Below are 22742 nucleotides of genomic sequence, written 5' to 3'. Positions count from 1 at the left end.
ATTTTTAGAGAATTTTAGATAAATTTATTTGAAAAATTTAATAAATTAATAAATTATTTTTAGTGTGCTTAAATGTACTTAAAATAAGATAAAATTACAAAAATTTATTTTTTTTGAAAAAATGGTTGCAATTTATTAAAAATATTTTATTATTAATCTAATAATATATAAATTTGTCGTTTGTATCTACACGATACCAAAGAGCAGAAAGGTCATTAATGATGGAAGAATATATATCCAAAAGTAATAGTAACTTAGAAACTTTTTTAAACACTAATTTTGAAACTGGCTTAAATTATGAAGAAGTGATCTTACGGCAAAAACAATATGGTAAAAATGAATTACCAAAAAGTAAAGTAACACCATGATATGTTATCTTTGGAAAAGCATTACTTGAACCAATTCAATTAATTTTAATTGTTGCTGCGATAATTTCAGTTATTGCTCCTATGATTGGTAATAACTGACAAATTAAAAGGGAGTGTTTTATTGATTTTTCGGTGATTGCAGCAATTGTTATTCTTGATGCAATTTTAGAAACAATACAAACTGTAAAAGCACGAAAATCAATGGCTTCTTTAAAGTCGCTATCGAAACCCAAAGCGGTTGTCATTCGGAATGATGCACAACAAGAAATTCCAGCGAATGAATTAACGGTCGGTGATATTGTTATTTTAGAATCCGGAAAATATGTTCCGGCGGAGTTACGAATTATTGAACAATCAGATGTTTTTATTGATGAAGCAATTTTAACTGGTGAAAGTGTTCCTGTTCATAAAACAGCTTTCCAAATTGAACCAACAACAATTTTATCCGAAATGAAAAACATTGCTTTTATGTCAACTTTTATTACTGCTGGTCGTGCTATTGGTGTTGTGATTAAGGTTGGTCAACAAACTGAGATTGGTAAAATTGCCACAACAATTAATGAAACAGAAGAAACAGCAACTAATTTAGAAAAAAAACTAACAAAGTTTTCATATTGAATTGCGGGATTAAGTTTTATTATTGCTGTTGTTATCTTTTTAGCATTATACTTTAGTGTTGATAAGAATGGCTGAACTAGTTATTTGATGGTTGCGATTACTTTAGCAATTGGTATTATTCCAGAATCATTAGCAGCTGTTGTTTCCATTACTTTATCATTTTCAACGAAACGAATGGCGAAGCAAAATGTAATTGTAAAAAAACTAACTAGTATGGAAACACTAGGAAGTGTAAATGTTATTTGTACTGATAAGACGGGAACTTTAACACAAAATAAGATGACTGTTAAAAAAGTAATTATGAATAACAATGTTATTAATGCTGATCAGTACATTGGTGGTCATCTTGATCAGCACCAGGATTTATTTTTAAAAGCATTAGTGTTGTGTAATGATAGTGTTACGGAATATAAAGAACGAATTGGCGATCCAACCGAATTAGCATTGGTGGATTATGCTGAATTATTTGCTTATGATGAACAAGATTCTCGTGATAAATGAGAACGAATTGATGAGGTTCCTTTTGATTCAGAACGAAAACTAATGTCAACATTAAATGTTATTGAAGGGGTTAGCACAACTTTTACCAAAGGGGCTTTAGACAGTTTATTAGAGCACTGTGACAAGATTATGATTAAAAATGAAATTTTAACCTTAACCAAAAAAGATAAATATAAATTATTAAAATTAGCTGATGATTTATCAGCCCAAGCATTACGAATATTAGCCTTTGCTTACAATACTAATTTTGATCATGAACAAGATTCAGAAGCTTTAGAAACAAATTTAATTTTTTTAGGAGCTGTTGGAATGATTGACCCTGTACGGCAATCAGCAATTGAAGCTGTAAAAAAAGCCCATGCGTCCGGAATTAAAGTTGTTATGATCACCGGTGATCATGCCACAACGGCTTTGGCAATTGCCAAGGAATTAGATTTAGCATATTTGGAATATGAAGTAATTTCTTCAGAACAATTAAATGAAATGTCAGATGAACAATTGATTCGGATTGTCGATAATATTAAAGTGTTTGCCCGCGTTAACCCGGAACATAAGGTGCGGATTGTTAGCATTTTACAACAAAAGGGTTATCTTGTCTCAATGACCGGCGATGGGGTTAATGATGCCCCGAGTTTAGTCAAAGCAGATATTGGGGTAGCGATGGGAATTACGGGGACGGATGTTGCAAAGCAAGCATCAGATGTTATTTTAACCGATGATAATTTTGAAACAATTATTAAAGGGGTTAATGAAGGCCGTAATGTTTACCAAAAAATTCGACGCGCCATCACTTTTGTTATTGGGGTTAACTTAGCAAATGTATTATCAATTTTTATTTTATCGTTAATTAATCATGTTTCATCAGTTGAAGCAACCGATATTTTATGAATGAATTTAGTTATTGAATCAATTTTAGCAATTTGTATCGGGATGGCTGATAATGATAATACTTTAATGACAATTAAACCGGTGCAAAATAAGAATCCTTTGTTTCGGAATATTTGAGGACCAATGATTCGAATTACCCTCTTAACATCCGGAGTTTGTATTGGGGCTTATTATTTTGGAATGAGTTTTGTCACAGCGGAAGAATATGAAGCTTTTGGTTATCAAACAGTTTTTGATTTTTTACGAAGTAGTGATCCGAATATTACGATTGATATGAAATTACAAATTTCTGACTTTGGTCGTACCGGAATTTTTATTGCTCTAACTTGTGTTCCAAGTATGTTTGTCAATACTGTTACTTTAACTAATTGAAAAATAAAATCACATTTTACACCAATTATTAATCGCCCATTAATTTACGCTGCCGTGGTAGCTGTTTTCTTAAATACCATTATTTTGTTTATTCCTTGAATTAATAATAAGGTTTTAAATTTAAATGATTTAGAAGTATATAATTTAAGCAACTGATATTTTGTTCCATCGTGTTTAGCGATGGCCATGATTCCAGTGACAATAATTATCATAACTGATGCTTGTTATTTTTGATGACATCATGGTTTAAAACAATCCTTACAAAAACCTAGAAAAATTAAAATAAGAAAGTTATAAAATGATAATGATTAAATTAAAAAAGGACATGATTATACTGCACCCCAAAAAGTAAGTAAAATAAAAAAGATTTTGCTAAATTTTTATAAGGGGCATTTTATATGGCAAGAAAAGGACAAAAATATAACAAATATACATCAGAATTTAGAACAAAAATCATTGAGGAAATTAAACAAAAAAAGTTGTTGAATAGCAGCAAAACAATGTAATCTAAATGAAAATACAGCAAGATCTTAATGAGTAAATCATAAAAAAAGGAAATTAAACAACCATAAATGATCTAAAATATCTTTTACCAAAAGAGTTTTTAAATATAATAAAAAAGAGTATTAATTATTAAAAAACTCCATGACTTTTACAATTAAACAAATTAATAATCGTCTCTTTTATTAAACAAAATTGTTGTGAATATTCAATAAAATTATTATTAGAAGTAACGGAGTTAAAACATAGTTATTGAGGTAAATATAAAAATTATGACAGTATCAAAAAAGATAAAAAAGCAATAAATGATATTATAAAAGTCTATGAAGAAAATTTAAAACAATTTAGATACCGAAGAATTACTAAATATTTAAATGAAGATTATGATATTATATCATAATTCAAAAAAAATTTTTAAGGATTATGTGTAATAATCAAATATAACCTGAATATGTAAGAAAAATGAGAAGAAAAATGAAGTATAAACATAATAAATAAATAAAAAATTTTATTGCAATATCCTAATTTAATTAATTGTAAATTCAATGATATAAAAACAAGGTTTTTAGTATTATATACTAATGTAACATATTTAATTTGAAAAGGAGAAAGATATTATCAATCAACAATTATTGATGAATATACTAAAGAAATAGTTGATGTAAAGTGATCTAAATATAATGACAATAAATTAGTAATGGATAATTTAAATGATGCAATTAAAAAATAAAATTAATAAAAAAAAGATCTGAATGGAATAATAATTCATCTAAAATCACGGATATCAATATAAATTCGCTATTTATTACGATAAATGTTTATCTAACGGTATTATAATTTCAATAAGGAAAAATTACCACTGTGCAGATAATATTGTTATAGAAAGTTTTCATTCATTACTTAAGAAAGCTACAATCAATAATAAAATATATAATTAACACGAATAATATATAAAAGATTTTGTAAAATGAAATACATGGTATTAAAATCGTAAAGAAAAAGATATAATTAAAAAAATAGTAAATACTTTTTATTATTATTATTTACTAAAATGGGTACATTATTACTTACTATCTTTCTTTTCTTTTATTTATCAATAGTTATTTATTAAATAATTTTATTGTTTGTTCTTTTTTAGGTATAGTTTAGTTTCCTTTAAGTATTGGTTTAATTATAATCACTTGTGACTACTCTTCTTATGCCTCATGTAGTACTATTTAATTAGTTGATTAACCTCTTTATAGATATCCCCTTTCACTTCGTTTATTTTTTAGTGTTCCAGCTTGTCCACTTTGTGAAATTTCTTAAATATATATATAATATATATCTATTTTTCCTAATTTTTGATATTAATAATTTTTCATTTATTTTTTAAAAAAACTAATTTTTTAAGAATTTGATGATTATTTTGGCATTGCAAAGTTAAAAATCAAAAGTTAGCATTTATTTTTTGTTTATTGCCTAATTGTAAAGTTAAGTGCAACTAAATTATTTTTCTAACCAAATATTCGATTGTTGAAAGATAATTTAGTATTTTTCTTGGTCTATGGTTTAAAGACAATATAAATTTATGAACTGCATTTTTCGTGGTATTTGAAAAATTAAATTTTTTAGGAAATTTTTCTCTAATTAACCCATTAGTATTTTCATTAGTACCTCTTTGTCAGGGTGAATATGCATTAGCAAAATAAATTTTCACATTTAAATTTTTTTCAAGTTGTTGTCAATTAGCAAATTCTTTACCTCTATCAAATGTTATAGTTTTAACAAGATTATTTGGAAGAATTGATAAATAATGGCTAATGTTTTCGTTAATAACTTTAGTAGTTCTATTTTCAACTAACATTGCTAAAGTAAATCTTGATGTTCTTTCAACTAAAGTTATTAAACGTGATTTACTTTTACCTCGCGATGATACTATAGTATCATCCTCTCAATGGCCAACAGTTATGCGATTATTAACATTAACATTTCGTTCTTTAATTGATTTACCATTAAATTTACCGCGATTTTCTTGAGATTTTCGTTTCTTACCTTTTCTTCTTAAATTTTTATTAGTAACCTTTTCAAGTAATCCAGAATAAATTCAATTGTAAATTGTTTTAAAACTAATAATTCATTCTTTATGAAAATTTTTAATTCTTCCATAAATTTGTTCAGGCGATCAACCTAATAATAATTTTTGTTGTACATATTTTACTAATTCTCTATTTTTAAACTTATGAAAATAAACATGTGATTGTTTTCTATTTTCTGCTTTATTTTGTGCAATTAATGAAAAATAATGATTATTATCTTTATTTCTATTAACTTCTCGAATAATAGTACTAATACTTCGATTAAGATTTTTAGCTATTTCACTAATTTTTAATTTAAATTTCAATTGATTCTCAATATAAATTCTTTCATCTATGCCAAGATGTTTATATCCCATATAAAAAACTCCTTGCTTTAATTTTTCTAAAATAAACTTAGCATCATGAAATTTTTATATGAAATTTTTTGCAATTTTATTTACTTGCACTTACAAGTATAATTTAGCATTAATAAATTCTAAAATCGCTAAATAATTACAAACATATTTTTTATAATATCAAACACCTTTTCTGTTTTTGATTAATTTTGTAAAGTATTCATTAATATAACACTGACATTTATTAATCAATATTGTTTTATTTTATAATTTAATTTTTAACTATTTTCAACAGAGTTCTTTTAAAGACACTTTCAAAACCTTCTTATAAATAGTAATATTTCTAAAATTTTTTTATTGTGGAACACTAACTAACATTTTAACCATTATACGGGTTAAATATTTATCCCAAAACCATGATAACTCTTTTATATTGCCTAAAATAATTGCTTTTATTGGTCATAGCAGTACTACGGCCCCCTCTATATTATTTGTCCTCACTTGCTTGGTTAAACGACATTCCAGGTATAATAGTTTTATTTGGTTAGTTTTTGCTGTTATTTTCTGAAAATAAACAAGGTTAATGACAATTTTAACATAATTAAAAAAGACAGAAATAAAATTCTGTATTTTTATTATTTTTTGGGAAATTCCCACCAACCGAATATTTTACGCGCTAATTTATTGGTTAAATTATTCAAAGTATAGGGGATATTATGTAATTTATCTTACCAAAATTCTTCTATTTTATGATAAATTGTTCGTAAACTTGCTGTTTTTGGATTAAATTATTTCATTTTTTACTTTTTTTGCATATTAAAATTACTATTATTTAATGAATATAATTAAATAAAAGAGTAAATAGAAATATATAAAAGAACCATCACGGTTCTTTTATATATTAATTATATTTTACATCAAAATAAAAAAAGTAAATTACTTTACTTTTTTTAGTTAAATTAATTTGCTAATAATTAACAATTAAATTGTAACATACTAAATAAAAATTACTATCTTTTTTTTGCATTTTTATTATTTTTTATAATAAAGTCCTAAACTATGGAAAAAAGGGTAAAAAATGATAAATATTGATGAAAACTTTTTTAACAACTCTAATATTTTATTAGATAAACAAAGTATCAATTTGATTAAACAAAATTTAGAAAATTATAATAAATTAATTTTTAAAAATTATAAGAATGATGAAAGTTTAAAATAATATAAAGTAAAAAACAAAATTTAAATAACAGTAATAATTTTAAAAGGATAAATAACTTTTAAAATAATAAAAAGAACGGATTGGAAAACATTTTTAGGACACTTTTTTATGAATTGTTTTCTAAATTCAACAGGTGTTAAATAATTTAAACTACCATTAATTCAAATATTGTTATATATCAATGCACAAAGTTAAATAATTTGTATTTTAATTGGGTTAAATTTATAAATTTTTGCCTCTTGATAAATTATGTTTTAAAATTTTTGTAAGTTGTTTCACCCATAACATTATCATAATGATAGCCTTTATTACTTAATGATTGTTTGATGTTAAAAATATTTAAGGTATTATCAATTATTTTATTTTTAAATTCATTGCCCCAGTCAGTATGAAATAACGTAATTTTTTTTAATGGTCTTGTAATTGAATAAAAGGTTTCTTGCACTAGTTGTATTGTTTTATTTGTTCGAGAACTATAGCCAATTATTTCACGATTAAACAAGTTAATTAACAAACAAAGATAATGTCATTTAGCACCACATTAAACATATGTTAAATCACTAACAACAACTTCATTGGGTTGTGGTTGGGTTTTATTAATTATTAAAATTAACGGTTTAAAACGTTGCTAATTTCGTTGTTATTAACCACCAACTTATGATTACAATATTTTAAATTTGGTGCATTTAGATACTAACTGATTTTTAATCATAATTTGGCGAATTTTTCTTCGCGATAAGATAATATCTTGTAAAATTAAAAAAGCTTTAATTTTACAAGATCCATAAATTTTGCGATTATCATTGGATGCACTGATGACTTTTTGTTCATAATTATTAACATCAACCATAGCCGTATTTATTAATTTGATAGTAATATGTTGATTTTGCTATCTTTAATTTTGATCTATTTGACCAATTTTTCGCATGGAATATTTTTCTTTATTATTGTTAATAATTTCTATTTTTTATCAACCATTAGCACCGCTTGCTTTAAAAGGTTGTTTTTCATTCATAATTAGATTAATTCTTTCCGCAAGGCAATCAGTTAATTTTTTTCAATAGTGCGATTATCTTTTGCTTTAAAAAATCCAGAATTATGAAATTTTTCAATTAACTGATATATAGTTGATTTTGACACCTTATATTATTTAAAAATTTCAAGAATTGTTTTGCCATTTTGATAAAGTAAAACAATTTGTTTTTTTTAAATTCATCGGTATATGAATTTCTTCCCATTTTTATATTCCTACTTTCTTCATAATTATATTTTATTTGAAAGTCCACATAAATATGGTCAAACTTATCGGAACCTATACAGAATATTATAAAATTAATCAGGAAACAGGTAAAGAAGAATGTGTTTTTATTTTAGATTTAATTGTTGGAATTGAAAAATGAAAAAGAGTAACTAATGATGTTAAAGAAAAAATATTATTATTTATTACTGAAAAAAAAGATATAAGGATATTTTAGATACTATGGAACATTTAAAAATTAGTTTAATGACAATATTTAATATTATGAAAAACGCAAAAACAGATGAATAATATTACATTAATAAAATTAATAAAAAAAATAGATATTTCGCATATTTTATATATTCAAATTGATGGAACTTATTTAAAAATGTGAAATGAAAATAAAAAAAATAATAATATAGTATATTTTCAACTGTTCATACTGGCTTTAATAAAGCAAAATAAACTAAAAAAAACCTGTAATTAAAGATAAATTAGGTGTTATAGAACCAGATAATATTCCAGAATATATTAAAAAAAATAGTAAATTAACTAATTTTGTTAGTAAATTACTTATATTAATTACAAGTTATTATGATATTAATGACAATATTGAAATTATGATTTTATAAGATGATGCGCCTTAAATTAAAAATATTGCAAAATTTATTAAAGAATATTTATCTAAAAATAAAGTTAATTACACCATAGATAAATTTCCATCTTACAAGTAGATTTTAAAAAAAATATCCTATCAAATTAAAAATAAACAAAATAAAGAAACAAATCATAAAACCGTTGATTATTTTTTAATGATAAATATGAATAATTATTAGAATGCTTAGAAAGCAGTACTTCTTTTATAAAATAAGCAAAAATTAAATTATTAAAAGAGACAATTATATTAATTAAAAATAATGAAGAAGGAATCATGAATCAAACACTATAAAATAATATTAGTTGTCATATGGGGGTAATATTTCTCATTTATTAAAAAAAGGTACTATGATCAAAAAAACTATTTATAGTGAAAAAACTATTAGAAATAAATTAAATGCTAGTATGGATGGGATTAAAAAATAAAATTGATTTATTTAATAGCAATGAACAACTATTAGAAGAAAATAAATTTAATTATTCAGTTAATAATTTTGTAAATAATAATTTACAACCAATTTTATATTTTTATTAGTTTTATATAATAAATTAAATAATTTTAATAAAAATGTATTTTTGTTGTGGAAAAATTTAAAAAAAATACAAAAATATATTGACAATAAAATTGAAAGTAATACAATCTAATTAAGTAAGTGATATATATATATATATATATATATCACTCCACAATTTTTAAGGTATTAATTTAAGACCCCAAAATAATTTATATGACCAAACAAATTTAGTTATTTTATCGTTTATAGTAGTTATTATTGTGGAGTTAATTTTAGTTGCCGATGGACGGAGAACGAGTTATTACCAGAGTTATTGTTTGCCAATAATACCAGCGATACCTTCCAAATTGCCCATTGAATACTTTTGCTTGTGGCTTATGATTATTCCTCCTTATATAATGATTGTTGCCACAAGTTATTCAATTATTAAAATTGGGACGCTGTTCTAAATGCTTTTATTTTAGATGCTTTATTTATATAATTAATCCGGTACCGTTATTAGCAATTTTACATTTTACATTAATTTAGATATTGTTTACATTGTTTTAATTATGTAACCAGTTGACATTTTAAAAACGATTTGAACATTAATTATTTTAAAACAAAAAAATTAGTAAAAAATTTAACATAGACCAAGCATATTACTGAATTTGATAATAAAATAAAAAAAATAAAAAAAATGCAAAATTTTGCATTTTTTTTATTTTTTGTGTATAATGTTATTTTTAATTTTTATGCCCAAAAGAGGAAAAAATATGATATAATCATTTTGTAATAAAATTGGTATAAAAGTGGTTAAACTAAATTTAATAAAAAAATTAAGTTTTTTGAATGGGGTAATCAGAAACAATGAAAAAAATTAGAGTATTAACATTAGAAAAAAGAGGAATTTTAAAGAAATTCCTAAATCAAAATGAAGAGGTCAAATCAGGTGAAGAAATTGCTTTAATTGAAAGTGAAAACGGCCAATCAATCATTACAGCCCCAATAAATGGAATTGTTGTTAAACCAATTAAAGAAGGCAGTAAAATTAAAAGTAATACTATTATTGCTTATTTGTTAACAACTGAAGATGAAATTGAAAAGTATTATTTTAAGCGTCTTGCGAATAATGAATCTACACGTTTAAATAAAAAAGGGATAAAGTTTTCAACAACAAAAAATGGTCAATTTGGAACAAAATGAAAAGACATTGAAAAAGATGATTATTCAGGAATTAGTGTCACAAATGAAGATACATTACATCCAACTTTCACCCCACCGTTATTAAATCAACAACAATTTCATAATAATGAAGAAACGGCAATTGAATCAAGAACTACATTAATTAATGAGCAACCATTTAATAATCAAATAATGCCTCAAATTTTTAAACAAAATAATGAGCAAGAATTTTTACCCAAAGGAATTATTATTAATAATGATCCTTACCTTTCACCAAATCCGGACAAAAATCAATCAATTTATTTTAAACAACAAAATAATATATTACAACAAGATCAAACTTTTAAACAACCCATTACAACAAGAGGACAAAATAAGAAACGTTGAGATGAAACAGGACTATCATTCGGCTTTAAGAAAACTCGAAGCTTGTCATTTAAAAATTTGAATATTGATGATAATTATATTATTAATAATCAGAAGAAAATCCCTTCAATTGACACAGTTAATAACCCAATGTACCAGGGTAAAAAAAGGGGGGATGTAAAGGCAACAATGGTTAATATTCCTAATTTAAATAATAATATGTTTCAAAAAAGTAATTTTGAAGCACAAAATAATAGTTTAAACCAACCACCATCACCATCACTTTCGCCACAAATCATTGTTACTAACGCTGTTCCAATTAGCCAAACAAAATTAATAGAAGAAAATCAAACAAAAGAATATGATAAATATTTAGTTAATACCACAAAACAACAAGACGAAGAACCAGTAAATGCCGCAGAATTTTTGGGTGGTAAAAATCAAAATGCTAGTTTTCGTAATCTTGTAAATAAACGTCGTGAGCAATTGCATAATAATAATGATTTTCACGAATTATCGTTAGAAGCGGATAGTTCAAAAAGCTCAACAGACTTTTTAAATGAATATGGTCGTCCTAAAATTTTGCGTAATATTGTACAAGGAAGAATTAATGATTTAATTAAAAGAAACATATCACCACCAGAAACACAAAGTGGTGGTTATAATAGTGGTTATAACTCTAATGTTAATACGCTTCAAGCGGATGAAAAGAATGAACCATCTGATGAAATTTATATTTCATCAGATGGTTATACAATTGATCCAAGCAAAGAAAAACAAGCAAAAATTAAAAAAACAGGCAATTTTTCGCCATTAAAATCTTATCGTGATCGTTTATATGAAAAATTAAATGATAATGATCAACGAGAAAAAATTTTAAAAACAAAAAATCAACGAGAGTTGATTAAGAAAAGAATGGAACAAATTGCAAAATCAAATGTTGAGGTTGATTCAGTCTTAGGTGGAATTAGTAATTATCGTCGTCCTTCTTTTGAAGAAATTGAGTCACAATATGAAATGTTAAATAATAAATATAATAGTCATAATTCAGAACAAAATAAAGTAACTATTGATGCAATTCAACAAGGTTCAGCAAATGAACAACAACAATTATCAAAACAATTCAAACCAAAGGAAAATAATGGTAAAGATAATCGTGAACCAAATCCATTATCATTCCAACCAGGAATAAATGATAATAATGTTATGATTGAATTAGCAATTTTAAAAGAGCGTTTAGCTAATCAAGAACAAAATAATAAGCAAAATGAATTATTGAGAGAAATTAAAAGTTTACGACAGATAAATAATAGTAATAAAAATAGTAATAACAGTGATAATTATAATGGTACAAATTTTGATAAAATGATGCAATATATGTTAATGCAACAAATGTTAAAAACAATAAATGAACCAGATCCGATTTTGAAAGAAATGCTAAAAGAGTTTAAAATCAATAATAGACAAAATATTAAAAAAGGCAATGAAAATAACGAGGGAGCACATAATTTACAAGTTAAAAAATTTAATACAGAAGAAAGTATAACTTCGAATGTGCATGGAAACTTAGTGCAACCGTTAAACGATAATTTAAGTATTATTAATACTAATAGTAAAATTGAATCACAAGGATTAGAAACAAGAGAAGAAATTAAATCAACAAAATATCCGGCAATTAAATCAATGATTATGTCACAAACACATGTTCCACCATTAACAATTAATGGTGATATTGATATGTCATCAATAATTGACCAACAACGAAAATTAAAAAATGCTAATATTGATCATGGTGTTCGTTTTTCAACAATGAGTTTCTTGGTAAAAGCTGTTTCTTTATCTTTAAGTAAATATCCAAAATTAAATTCATATTATGATTCAAAAACAAATCAAATTGTAATTAAAAATTCTCAACATATTGGTTTAGCAACAGAAACTAGCGAAGGATTAGTAATCCCAGTTATTAAATTTGCTGAACGAATGAGTTTAAAACAAATCGCAATTAATATTCAAGAAATAATTGAACGTTTACGTCAAGGTGAATTGTATGATTATGAATTACAAGGAAGCACTATTACGATTGCAAACTATGGAATGGTTGGAGCAGTTAATGCAACACCGACAATCTTTTACCCTAATTCAGCTGTAATTGGTATTGGTCGCATTGTTCGTAAACCAGTTGTTATTAAAGGTGATAAATTAGTAATTCGCTCGATAATGAATCTTTCTTTAACAATCGATCAACGAATTATTGACGCTGCGGAAGCGGGAATCTTTTTAACAAGATCAAAAGAAATATTAGAGTCACCAGAATTAATTACATTATCATAAAAAAATCTTATTAATTTTTAATTTTTTAAAATTTTATAACTATAAATTTTTCCTTTAATAATTAAACTATTTAATTAAATTAAAACACTGTTAGTGCGATTAATTATTATAGTAATAATTAATTATAAGTATCTACGATAAATTAATCTAGATACAATATTTATTTTATTTTTGTCTAAAAACTAAAAGATTTCGTAAAAATATTAAAAATATCTAGTTTAATAACCATAATAATATTTCAATTTTAATTTGTTCATTAATTTTTTATAATTGGGCATAATTTAGAATAATGCAAGTAATTATTGCATATCATTTTTTAATTAAGTATTTGGGTAAATTGTAAATTTAATTAAAATATCGAAAAACTAAAATAATAATATTTGTTAAATTTTTTTCAATAATGTTTTATAAGATTGTTTTACCATTAATATTTCGTGATTTATCATTATCAATTTTATAAATGTTTTTATCGTTTATCATCGACCCGATATATGCATATAACATTATGGTTTGCCTTTTTTATCTTTATATTTATTTAAAAAGTTGTTAATAACATCCATTTCAGTTTGAACGTAACTAGCGAAACAAAGAAATTTAACATTACGAATTATTAATTATTAAATTAAAATTTTGTTTTTATTAATGATATACATTTTGCTACTATTTTTATATTTTGTTACTCCATGGATACTATACATATGTACTTAATATATTATATAACCTGAATTGTAAATATATTTGAGACACTTTATTGAATATTTTTTATTAAATCCAATTAATTTTTATAATTTAATGATTTTTGTGGCATTGAATTTATTTTCAATACTATTTTATTTAAGTCACCTTGAGAAAATATTGATAAATCTATTCCTTTTGGTAAACTTTGTCTCAAAATTTCATTATTATTTTTGTTTAATTATTTTTGATCAGGACAACCAACATTTTAGCAAAATAAACTTTTATTTTACAAATATTTTAAAGTTTTTTTCACTTGTTGAATTATTTACTAAGATCAAATGTAATTGTTTTTATTTTGCCAGTTGGTTTTGTTTAAAATATTTTATTTAATAAAACAAGAGAATTGTCGCTAAACATTATTTATATTTACTAATCTTCACTTGATAATTAACTAATTGTTTAGGATATAATAAATCTAACTTATATTTTAACTGATACATTTGCATATCAAATCGAATAACTTATGCTTTAATATAATTATTTTACATAATTTGTTCCAAGTAAACTGTTTTTGTTTTTAAGCTTTTAATAATTTCTAAATAAATAATCTTCGTTGCTTGGCCCTTTTTTAAAAAACCGGGAAATTATTACTAATTCAAGCTTACGCTGTAAATCATTATAATGATACTTCGTCATTCTTGTTAAAAGAGGACAAATTAATTTATCGTTTTTTTATCCTTTGTTCCAGCATGATAAAACATATAATTTTATAAATCAACATATGTTAGATTGGGTTTAATATCCTGAGCTAACATTGTTAATAACATATGAAAAGTTTTTTGGTAAAGGTTTTTTGATTTTAATACTGTGAATTAATTTTAAAATTTTGGATGCTTCGCGGTATAGTGTGAAGCACATAAAAAACTATTAATTAAACTCTTATTTGTGTGGTTTATAATCATTTTATACTCTTTTCGTAATGCAATTAAGCGTTATGGATTGGTAATCTTTATATCTTAAACTTTTAAATTAAAATTATGTATAATATATTTTAAAGTACCGGTTGCAGAAACTTCATCAATAAAACTTTTTGATTTTTTTAAAATTATCTCCTATTTTTAATTAAATATAGTTGAACAAATCCATGCCGATTTTTATAAAAATTAACTCATGACTAATTATCAATATAAGCTCAAAAATGATAACCAAAACAATTATAACCTCCCTTAATTGTTTGATAAATTAAATCTAAATGTTCCCACAAAATAAATACGGTATTGATAATTAATAGTCCTCTTTTCTAAAAAGCGTTATTTATTTTTAACTCCCATCCCGTTTTCTGAAATATAAACAGGAATATTATTATAATGTTATTTTAAATTAATTAATGTTAAATAAATTGCTTTTGTAAAGATTTTTTCTCATCCCTGGTATAGATTAAGAAGTCGTTATGGCGTTTCATATAGCTAGTAAGTGATATTTTTTGGGCAATTTTTTTAACTCTTCATGATAAGTATTTTTTACCACGGGGTCTAAAAAATAATTTGTTGTAAATAAATCGTGTCATTTTAACGCCTCTGTAAATCAGCCTTATTTTGATTATGATAAATTGGGGATATGGTTAAATTCTTAAAATACAACCAATTTATCTTTTTAATTTTAATTGTCAATATACTTTAACTGCTCATTTAAAAGCAGTTAAAGTATATTGTGTTGAGCTTGCACCCCTTTTTGTATATTAATTTCATTTATAAAATATCAATCATATCAGTAACTACCTTAAATTACCACAATTGGATCATTAAATGTTGTAAACATTTTAACACGATCACCAAATAATTCAAAACAAGTTTTTGCATAAAACACAAAAGCGTAAAATACTTATTTTGATAGTCAACCACCTTTTTGTTGTGATCAATACAACATATCAAAATGAAATAAATTAATAATTTGTTTAATGTTATTATTTAACATTTCATTAATTACATTATTGTAAAATTCAACTCCTTTTGGATTAATTGTTTTCCACAAGGAATTAGGTGTGTTCATTTAATTGATGTTAGTAATGAATTAAAACTTAATTATTTGACAATTTTAATATCTTATTGATAACAATGATAACAATCATTTAAATAAGGTTACTAATTAAAAAAGCAATATTTTTTATAACTTAAATCAATGATCTCAATTTGAAACAAATTTTCCATTTTCAAAAAAAAAGCACTTCCTGTTTGTGAACTATAAAGGAGGGGGCTCTCTCATAAAAAATTTTTCTTAAAATTATACTGTATCATTAGAAATATCTCTTCCAAAGACACTTACATTATAGTGTTTAATACAAAAAAACAATAATTTTTATTTATTTGTTTTATCTTCTAATTTCAAATATTGTTTCCATAACTATTGGGCTTGACTATGTTCGAAAATAAAAAGTTTATTTTTAATTAAATATTTTAAATTATCAATTTCTGTTCAAATTGCATTAACAATATCACGACTATATTTTCAAGCAATTCAATTAAATTATTTTAAATCTAAAATTTTATAACTACCACCAGCAAAAAATTTAATATCTAAATCATAATTAATATATTGATCCATAATAAATGGCAATGCAACATTACAATAGTAATTTATCCCAGTTCCAGTATCTTTAAACATACAAATAATATTACTCCAATTTTTTCGATTAAAAAATCCAAATTGCTGGTTCATTTTTTAACTTTTTACCATTTAATTATGTAACATTAACATCTTAATTTACTAATGCAATATATTCTTCTTATAATAAGAAGACAACCGTTGATTATCAATTTTGGTAAACTGAGCCATTATTTTTTTTGTTTATAATTATGTACTAATACACTATTTCAAACTTGTAACGAATCCATAACACGTTGCCTTCTATAATTGATTTCTTAAAATTACAGTAAAAAACGATTAAAAATAATACAATAAAAAATCATATAAATTTATTAAATTGCCATAAAATATAATTTTATTTTGATATTAATTACTTTAAAATAAAATTATATTTTAAATACGTCAACATTTCTATTATATCAGTTGTATTTATTAATTAAACGGTCGGTTTTTAACTAATTAGAAATTTTTTTCTTTTAAATAAATTATTTTGAAAATTATAAATCTATATATTTATTTAAATTATCAATCTAAAAATAAAAAAAAATACTTATCTCGTAGTTAAAAATGGGGCGGATGATGGGACTTGAACCCACGAATGCCGGAGCCACAATCCGGAGCGTTAACCTCTTCGCCACAACCGCCATATTTGATTATATAAATAACCTCATTAATTATAACTTAAAACAAAAAAATGTAAATAGAATCATCGGCACATCTCAAAAACATTACTTTTTTATAAACAAAAAATAAGTAAGTTGTTAATGAAAATGATTGTTATATTAATATTTATTAACATTAATTTTATAATTCAGGTAATATAAAATTAATGGGATATTTAAATAAATAAAAATATTGTGTTAAAATCTAAATTTAAAAAAGGATAAATAACACAGTGTATCAAAAAATCACAATAAAAAATTAATTTCAATTCAATAATATCAAAATTTTAATTATTAAATTAGAAAAACAGCTTATGAAATAAATCAAAGTAAAAAACTGTCCATATAATTTATAAAATGTTGGCTCTGGTTTAAACCAAATTGAAATTTATTAAAATAGTAATAAAAACAAAAAAAAGCCGGTTGCAAACAAAAAACATTAAATAAAATTTACTATGAAATTATTAATTATTTAGTTAATTATGAACACTATTCACCAGATATTATTACAAATATAATAAGAAATATTGACAAAAATTTTATCTGTTCAAAGACTTTATTTATGTTTAACTTTTCCCGTTATAATTTTAATAAAAAAATTTATTAAGAAAAGGTAAAAATAAATCACATAATAAAATAGAAAACCACAGAAAAGTTAATAATTGTCGAACAATTATTGAACGTAATATTGAATTTCCAAATATTAAAGCAATAAATGTTTTTGGTCATCTAGAAGGAGATACTATAGTTGGTGAAAACCATAAAACAGCAATTATAACTTTAGCCAATATATGATTTAAAACATCAATCTCGCTAGTAACTAAATAATAGCAAAAGCAAAGATGTCATAGAAAGTATAATAAAATTTATTTTAAACAAACCATCTGGCACAATAAAAACAATTAAATTTGATCTTGGTAAATAATTTAACAAGTAAAAAATTTGAAAATATTTGTAAAATAAAAGTTTATTTTGCTGATGCTAGTTGTCCTGGCCAAATAGAATTAAACGAAAATAATAATTAAATTTTGAGACAAAGTTTACCAAAATAAATAGATTTATCAATATTTTTTTCAAGATGACTTAAATAAAATAGCATTGAAAATAAATTCAATGCCAAGAAAATCATTAAATTATAAAAATTCATTGAATTTAATACAAAATATTTAATAAAGTGTCCTAAATATATTTACAATTCAGGAAATAATGGATTAACAACCATTTTAGGACATTCTTATATGGTCTGTTTTTTTATAAATTCAACAACAGGTATTAAATAATTTAAACTACTGTGAATTCGAATATTGTTATATCAATGCACAAAGTCAAATAATTTGTATTTTAATTGGGTTAAATTTATAAATTTTTGTTACTTGACAAATTATTTTTTAAAACTTTTGTAAATTGTTTCAGCCCCAGCATTATCATAAAGACAGCCTTTATTGCTTAATGATTGTTTGGTGTTAAAAGTACTTAAGATATTATCAATGATTTTATTTTTAAATTCATTACTCCAGTCAGTATGAAATAACGTAATTTGTTTTAATGGTCTTGTAATTGAATAAAAGGTTTATTGCACTAGTTGTACTATTTTATTTGTCTCGACACTATAGCCAATTATTTCACGATTAAACAAGTTAATTAACAAACAAAGATAATGTCATTTAGCACCACATTAAACATATGTTAAATCATTAACAACAACTTCATTGGGTTTGTTTTGTTTATTATAATTAAATTCACGGTTTAAAACGTTGCTAATTTCGTAGTTATTAACCACCAACTTATGATTAAAAATTAGTTAGTATCGACCGCATAAAGAAATCGTTTGGTGATAATTTTAAAAAAACTACTAAGAAAAAGACTGAGATAAAATAAGTCTTTTTTAATTAGGTTAAAATTGTCGTTAACCTTGCTTAGTTTAAAAAAATAATAGCAAAACCAACCGAATAAAACTCTCCTACTTGGAATGTCGTTAAACCAAGCAAGCGAGGATAAACAATATAGGGGTGGCCGTACCGCTACGACACAATGTGGGCAATTCTTTTAGGCAATATAAAAGAGTTATCGTGGTTTGGGAATAAATCTTTAACCTGCAATGGTCAAAGGGTAAGTGTTCCACAATAAAAAAATTTAGAAATCTTATTATTTATAAGGAGGTTTTGCGAGTGTCTTTAAAAGAACTCTGTCAAAAAAAATTAAAAATTAAAGTAAAAAATAAATCAACACTGATTAACAAATGCCAGTGCTATATCAATGAGTACTTTACAAAATTAACCAAAAATAGAAAAGGTGGTTGATATTGTAAAAAATATGCTCGGCATTGTTTGGCAAGGTTGGAATTTATTAATAAACAAAAAATAAATGCTAAACTTTGATTTTTAACTTTGCAATGTCAAAATAATCATCAAATTATTAAAAAATTAATTTTTAAACAAAATAAATGGAAAATTATTAATATCAAAAATTAGGAAATATATATAGATGTAAGAAATTTCACAAAGTGGTCAAGCTGGAACACTAAAAAATAAACGAAGTGGGAGGATATCTGATAAGGTTAATCAACTAATTAAATTAGTACTACACGGGGCAGAAGAGTAGTCGCAAGTGATTAACCAAACCAATGCCTAAGGGAAGCTCTGCCTAAATGAGGAAAAGCAATAAAGTTATTTAATAAATAACTAGTGATAAACAAAAAAGAAAAGAGAGAGAGTAAACAATTGTCTTACTCTCTCTCTTTTTATATAACAAAAAAATAAATGAGGAAAGGAAAATATATATGCTCGAAAATAATATCAAAAATACAATTAGTGATTTAATTAACGAAATTAAAACAACAACAGAAAACAATTTAAGCAATTTAGAACAAATTATGGAAGCTTTAATTGACAAAGTTAACAATATTGAAAATATCTTAAATCAAATAAGATAAAAAAATTAAACCAACTAATTTTAATAAATAGTTGGTTTTTTATTTCTGATAAATAAAAAAATAAAGGAGATGAAAAATATGTCTGAAAATACTTTTATTAAATACCAAAAATGTGGAACACCAAAGCAGTTTCACAAAGTTAACCATCGTGAAAAAACAAAATGATTTGAAGATGTTTATTATACTGAATATTAAAATTTTTATTTTTAAAACTTAATATCTTATAAAATAGGCGTTGATTGCAAATATTTATGATACAGCAATAATTTTTTTTCGAAAAATAATTATATTGGAAATGGGGATTTTAAATAATGAATATAACAGAATCAATTAAATTTGACAAACTAAAAGAAGAAAACGAAACACTTTTAAAAGAACTTGCTGAAAAAGAGCAAGAAATAAATAGTTTTAAACAACAAATAGATATGGCACATAATTTTAACCAAAATTTAGGTAGTGAAATTGAAGAATTAAAACAACAACGATTGTTTAAAGAAGATTTTAAGAAAATAGCAAATACCAGTTTTAGTTCCAAAGGTCATACAAGCTTCACAACTTGAGAATTAAAAGATAATTCATTATATGACAAATTACCTAGTAAGGAGGATAAAACATGTATTTAGTTATAAAAGATTCAGATAATATAAAAGATCATTATAAAATAACGGATTTAATTTCAAAAAATACCGATCATGAAGAAAAAGCAAACTTTTGATATAAATTTGTTTTAGAACAATATTGAACAGGAGATATTGCTGATCAAGTGGAACAATAGATAATATAAAAGATATTGATGAATATTTAACCAAAAAGTTTAAAGAATTACAAGAAAAATCGTGAAATGAAATTATAGAAAATTATGTTGAAGATAAATTTGGTTATACAGTGGTAAATCATTTATCTGATATTAATTGAAAAAAGATCCAGACAAAAATATAGAACCAGTTAGTTATGAAGCGGTTCTATGGTTTAATTAATTATTTATTTTTAAACTACTATTGGATATTAATTTTAGGAAAAATAAAATTAAAAGCAAAAAAGCGAGGTGATTATCATAAAAAAGATTATTCAAAACCAAAAGCAAAATTAAATGGAAATATAATTATTGACTGTATTAGATGTGAACAAGAGTTCGCTATTTTAAATTCATAATGATTAACGCTTAATAAATTCTATAAATGCCAAAAATGTAAAAAATAAAGTGAGGTATTAAATATGATAAAAAAAATTTATTTAAACCAAAATATAATTTCACAAGAAATAAATAATAAAACACACATTTTAATAAACAAACAAAAAGATTGCGTTGTTTTAGATAAAAATTGTTTAGGTTTATCAAGTTATCAAAATTATTTTAGTTTAGAAATTGATGAAAATAAAAATTATATGGTTCATAGTAGGGTTAATAATAAAAATGGTAATATTGTGGGAAAAAATTTAATTTTATATTTTAAAAAATTAAAACAAGAAAATGAAAAACAGTTTAATTTACAAAGCAAAAATTATGCTAATAATGATTTACTAAATGAATATAACAATCATTATGATAATAAAACAACACAACAAAAATTAACATCAGAACAATTAAAACAATTACTAGAAGATTTAGAAAATATTGATAACCCCAATTATTGAGATAATGGTTTTTATTTAGGATACAACAAATATGAAAAAAATAATTAGTTTGTTATCAATATTTTTGTTATCGTGTACAAACACGGTGAATTTGATTAGTTGTGGTAATATTGCAAATAACAAACCATATTTACCACCAAAAAAACCGAATAAACCAATAATAAAAGATGTTTTTTACTATGAAAAATTAAAACAAGAAATTACAGCAGAAACCAAAGAATATGATGAAATAATTAAAGAATTTGAAAATAGTAAAAATGATTATGAAAACGAAACAGATTATCAAACAGAACTAAAACAAACACAAGCAGAAAAATTTATTAAAATGTCTGAACTAAATAATTGTGAGTATCAAATTTTACTATGTCAAAAATAAAACAAATTTACTGAGGAACAAAAACAACAAGCAATTAAGTTGTTAGAAAACCAAATTAACAACTTAAATAGTGCTTTAAATTTACTAAACGAAATTAAAAATAGTGATTTTGATCAGAAAGATTTAGAAAAAATTCAAACAAAGTTTAAAAATACAAAAATTATTTTAGATGAAATTAAAAACAATTAAGAAAGGAATGATTTAATGTGAAAAAATATAAAATTAATAAATTAAGATTATTTTTTAGTTGCATATCAATTATAATGTGTGTTTTAATGACCACAGTTTTAATTTTATGTAGAGAATGATATTCAAGTGAAAACTTATTAATTTTTTCAATATATATTTGTTTCTGTTGTTATAATTCTGCTTTTGTTGGTTTGTTTATAGTATTTACTTTGAGTGAAATTTCAGAATTTATAGACAACAAAAAAAATAAAACAAGATAAGTAATTATTTTATTTCAAAAAATTTAAATAGTTAGTTATAATTTTATCTATTTTATTTAAAAAATAATGATTTTCAATATTAATTTCATATTCTATACATTGATTTTTTATTTTATTTTTTAATTCTATATACATATCTAAATGTTTAATAGTTAATATTTTATGATTATTTAATATTCAAAATTTATTAGCAATTATTAATCCAAAATTACTC

Annotated in this window: 19 protein-coding genes, 1 tRNA gene and 1 pseudogene; 15 read left to right on the top strand and 6 right to left on the bottom strand. The window is 23.4% G+C overall.

What is annotated here, in order from left to right; all coding sequences use genetic code 4:
- Nucleotides 1-221 precede the first annotated feature (221 nt).
- Entirely contained in the window at nt 222-3044 is a 2823-nt protein-coding gene (locus ACE38S_RS01415; RefSeq protein ID WP_374696049.1) for a cation-translocating P-type ATPase, read from the top strand.
- A gap of 715 nt (nt 3045-3759) precedes the next feature.
- Complete coding sequence (locus ACE38S_RS01410) at nt 3760-3978, top strand: hypothetical protein (protein WP_374696048.1); 219 nt, start codon at nt 3760-3762, stop codon at nt 3976-3978.
- Between the two features lie 753 nt (nt 3979-4731).
- Here the strand turns inward: ACE38S_RS01410 and ACE38S_RS01405 are convergent.
- From ACE38S_RS01405 to ACE38S_RS01395, 3 genes are all read right to left on the bottom strand, one after another.
- On the bottom strand, nt 4732-5682 hold the full coding sequence (locus ACE38S_RS01405) for an IS30 family transposase (RefSeq protein WP_374696047.1): 951 nt from the start codon (nt 5680-5682) through the stop codon (nt 4732-4734).
- 1445 nt (nt 5683-7127) lie between these two features.
- Entirely contained in the window at nt 7128-7394 is a 267-nt protein-coding gene (locus tag ACE38S_RS01400; protein WP_374696046.1) for a hypothetical protein, read from the bottom strand.
- A 147-nt stretch (nt 7395-7541) separates the two neighbouring features.
- Nucleotides 7542-7730 (bottom strand): hypothetical protein, encoded by a 189-nt coding sequence (locus ACE38S_RS01395; RefSeq protein ID WP_374696045.1) that lies wholly within the window; start codon nt 7728-7730, stop codon nt 7542-7544.
- A 442-nt stretch (nt 7731-8172) separates the two neighbouring features.
- On the opposite strand from ACE38S_RS01395, the gene ACE38S_RS01390 reads away from it, so the two are divergent.
- The 4 genes from ACE38S_RS01390 (at nt 8173) to ACE38S_RS01375 (ending at nt 13153) form a co-directional block, all read left to right on the top strand.
- The gene (locus ACE38S_RS01390; RefSeq protein WP_374696044.1) at nt 8173-8355 is read left to right on the top strand and encodes a hypothetical protein; all 183 of its coding nucleotides are present in this window, start codon (nt 8173-8175) and stop codon (nt 8353-8355) included.
- Nucleotides 8356-9080: 725 nt separating this feature from the next.
- The gene (locus ACE38S_RS01385; protein WP_374696043.1) at nt 9081-9203 is read left to right on the top strand and encodes a hypothetical protein; all 123 of its coding nucleotides are present in this window, start codon (nt 9081-9083) and stop codon (nt 9201-9203) included.
- Nucleotides 9187-9312, top strand: a complete 126-nt coding sequence (locus ACE38S_RS01380; protein WP_374696042.1) for a hypothetical protein — start codon at nt 9187-9189, stop codon at nt 9310-9312. The genes ACE38S_RS01385 and ACE38S_RS01380 overlap by 17 nt, the downstream gene beginning before the upstream one ends.
- Before the next feature lie 829 nt (nt 9313-10141).
- On the top strand, nt 10142-13153 hold the full coding sequence (locus tag ACE38S_RS01375) for a 2-oxo acid dehydrogenase subunit E2 (RefSeq protein ID WP_374696041.1): 3012 nt from the start codon (nt 10142-10144) through the stop codon (nt 13151-13153).
- A 2457-nt stretch (nt 13154-15610) separates the two neighbouring features.
- Here ACE38S_RS01375 and ACE38S_RS01370 read toward each other — a convergent pair.
- From ACE38S_RS01370 to ACE38S_RS01360, 3 genes and pseudogenes are all read right to left on the bottom strand, one after another.
- Nucleotides 15611-15805, bottom strand: a pseudogene (locus ACE38S_RS01370) (family 1 glycosylhydrolase).
- Nucleotides 15806-16354: 549 nt separating this feature from the next.
- Entirely contained in the window at nt 16355-16546 is a 192-nt protein-coding gene (locus ACE38S_RS01365) for a DUF402 domain-containing protein (protein ID WP_374696040.1), read from the bottom strand.
- A 496-nt stretch (nt 16547-17042) separates the two neighbouring features.
- Nucleotides 17043-17118, bottom strand: a tRNA-His gene (locus tag ACE38S_RS01360).
- Between the two features lie 2186 nt (nt 17119-19304).
- Here ACE38S_RS01360 and ACE38S_RS01355 point away from each other — a divergent pair.
- From ACE38S_RS01355 to ACE38S_RS01315, 9 genes are all read left to right on the top strand, one after another.
- Nucleotides 19305-19607 (top strand): replication/maintenance protein RepL, encoded by a 303-nt coding sequence (locus ACE38S_RS01355; protein ID WP_374696039.1) that lies wholly within the window; start codon nt 19305-19307, stop codon nt 19605-19607.
- Nucleotides 19608-19915: 308 nt separating this feature from the next.
- Entirely contained in the window at nt 19916-20068 is a 153-nt protein-coding gene (locus ACE38S_RS01350; protein ID WP_215825551.1) for a hypothetical protein, read from the top strand.
- A gap of 69 nt (nt 20069-20137) precedes the next feature.
- Nucleotides 20138-20263 (top strand): hypothetical protein, encoded by a 126-nt coding sequence (locus ACE38S_RS01345; RefSeq protein ID WP_374696038.1) that lies wholly within the window; start codon nt 20138-20140, stop codon nt 20261-20263.
- Between the two features lie 116 nt (nt 20264-20379).
- Nucleotides 20380-20691 (top strand): hypothetical protein, encoded by a 312-nt coding sequence (locus ACE38S_RS01340; protein ID WP_374696037.1) that lies wholly within the window; start codon nt 20380-20382, stop codon nt 20689-20691.
- Nucleotides 20682-20843 carry a hypothetical protein gene (locus ACE38S_RS01335; protein WP_374696036.1) on the top strand — a complete coding sequence of 54 codons (162 nt, stop codon included), beginning with the start codon at nt 20682-20684 and terminating at the stop codon, nt 20841-20843. The genes ACE38S_RS01340 and ACE38S_RS01335 overlap by 10 nt, the downstream gene beginning before the upstream one ends.
- Nucleotides 20844-21019: 176 nt before the next feature.
- The gene (locus ACE38S_RS01330) at nt 21020-21220 is read left to right on the top strand and encodes a hypothetical protein (protein WP_374696035.1); all 201 of its coding nucleotides are present in this window, start codon (nt 21020-21022) and stop codon (nt 21218-21220) included.
- Between the two features lie 63 nt (nt 21221-21283).
- The gene (locus ACE38S_RS01325; protein WP_374696034.1) at nt 21284-21751 is read left to right on the top strand and encodes a hypothetical protein; all 468 of its coding nucleotides are present in this window, start codon (nt 21284-21286) and stop codon (nt 21749-21751) included.
- Nucleotides 21735-22079 (top strand): hypothetical protein, encoded by a 345-nt coding sequence (locus ACE38S_RS01320; protein ID WP_374696033.1) that lies wholly within the window; start codon nt 21735-21737, stop codon nt 22077-22079. The genes ACE38S_RS01325 and ACE38S_RS01320 overlap by 17 nt, the downstream gene beginning before the upstream one ends.
- A 39-nt stretch (nt 22080-22118) precedes the next feature.
- The gene (locus tag ACE38S_RS01315; protein ID WP_374696032.1) at nt 22119-22268 is read left to right on the top strand and encodes a hypothetical protein; all 150 of its coding nucleotides are present in this window, start codon (nt 22119-22121) and stop codon (nt 22266-22268) included.
- Nucleotides 22269-22742 lie beyond the last annotated feature (474 nt).

This window comes from Spiroplasma endosymbiont of Polydrusus formosus (assembly GCF_964263245.1).
Classification (GTDB): domain Bacteria; phylum Bacillota_I; class Bacilli_A; order Mycoplasmatales; family Mycoplasmataceae; genus Spiroplasma.
The sequence above is the reverse complement of the archived record's forward strand: the minus strand, read 5'-3'. Positions and strand labels throughout refer to the sequence as shown.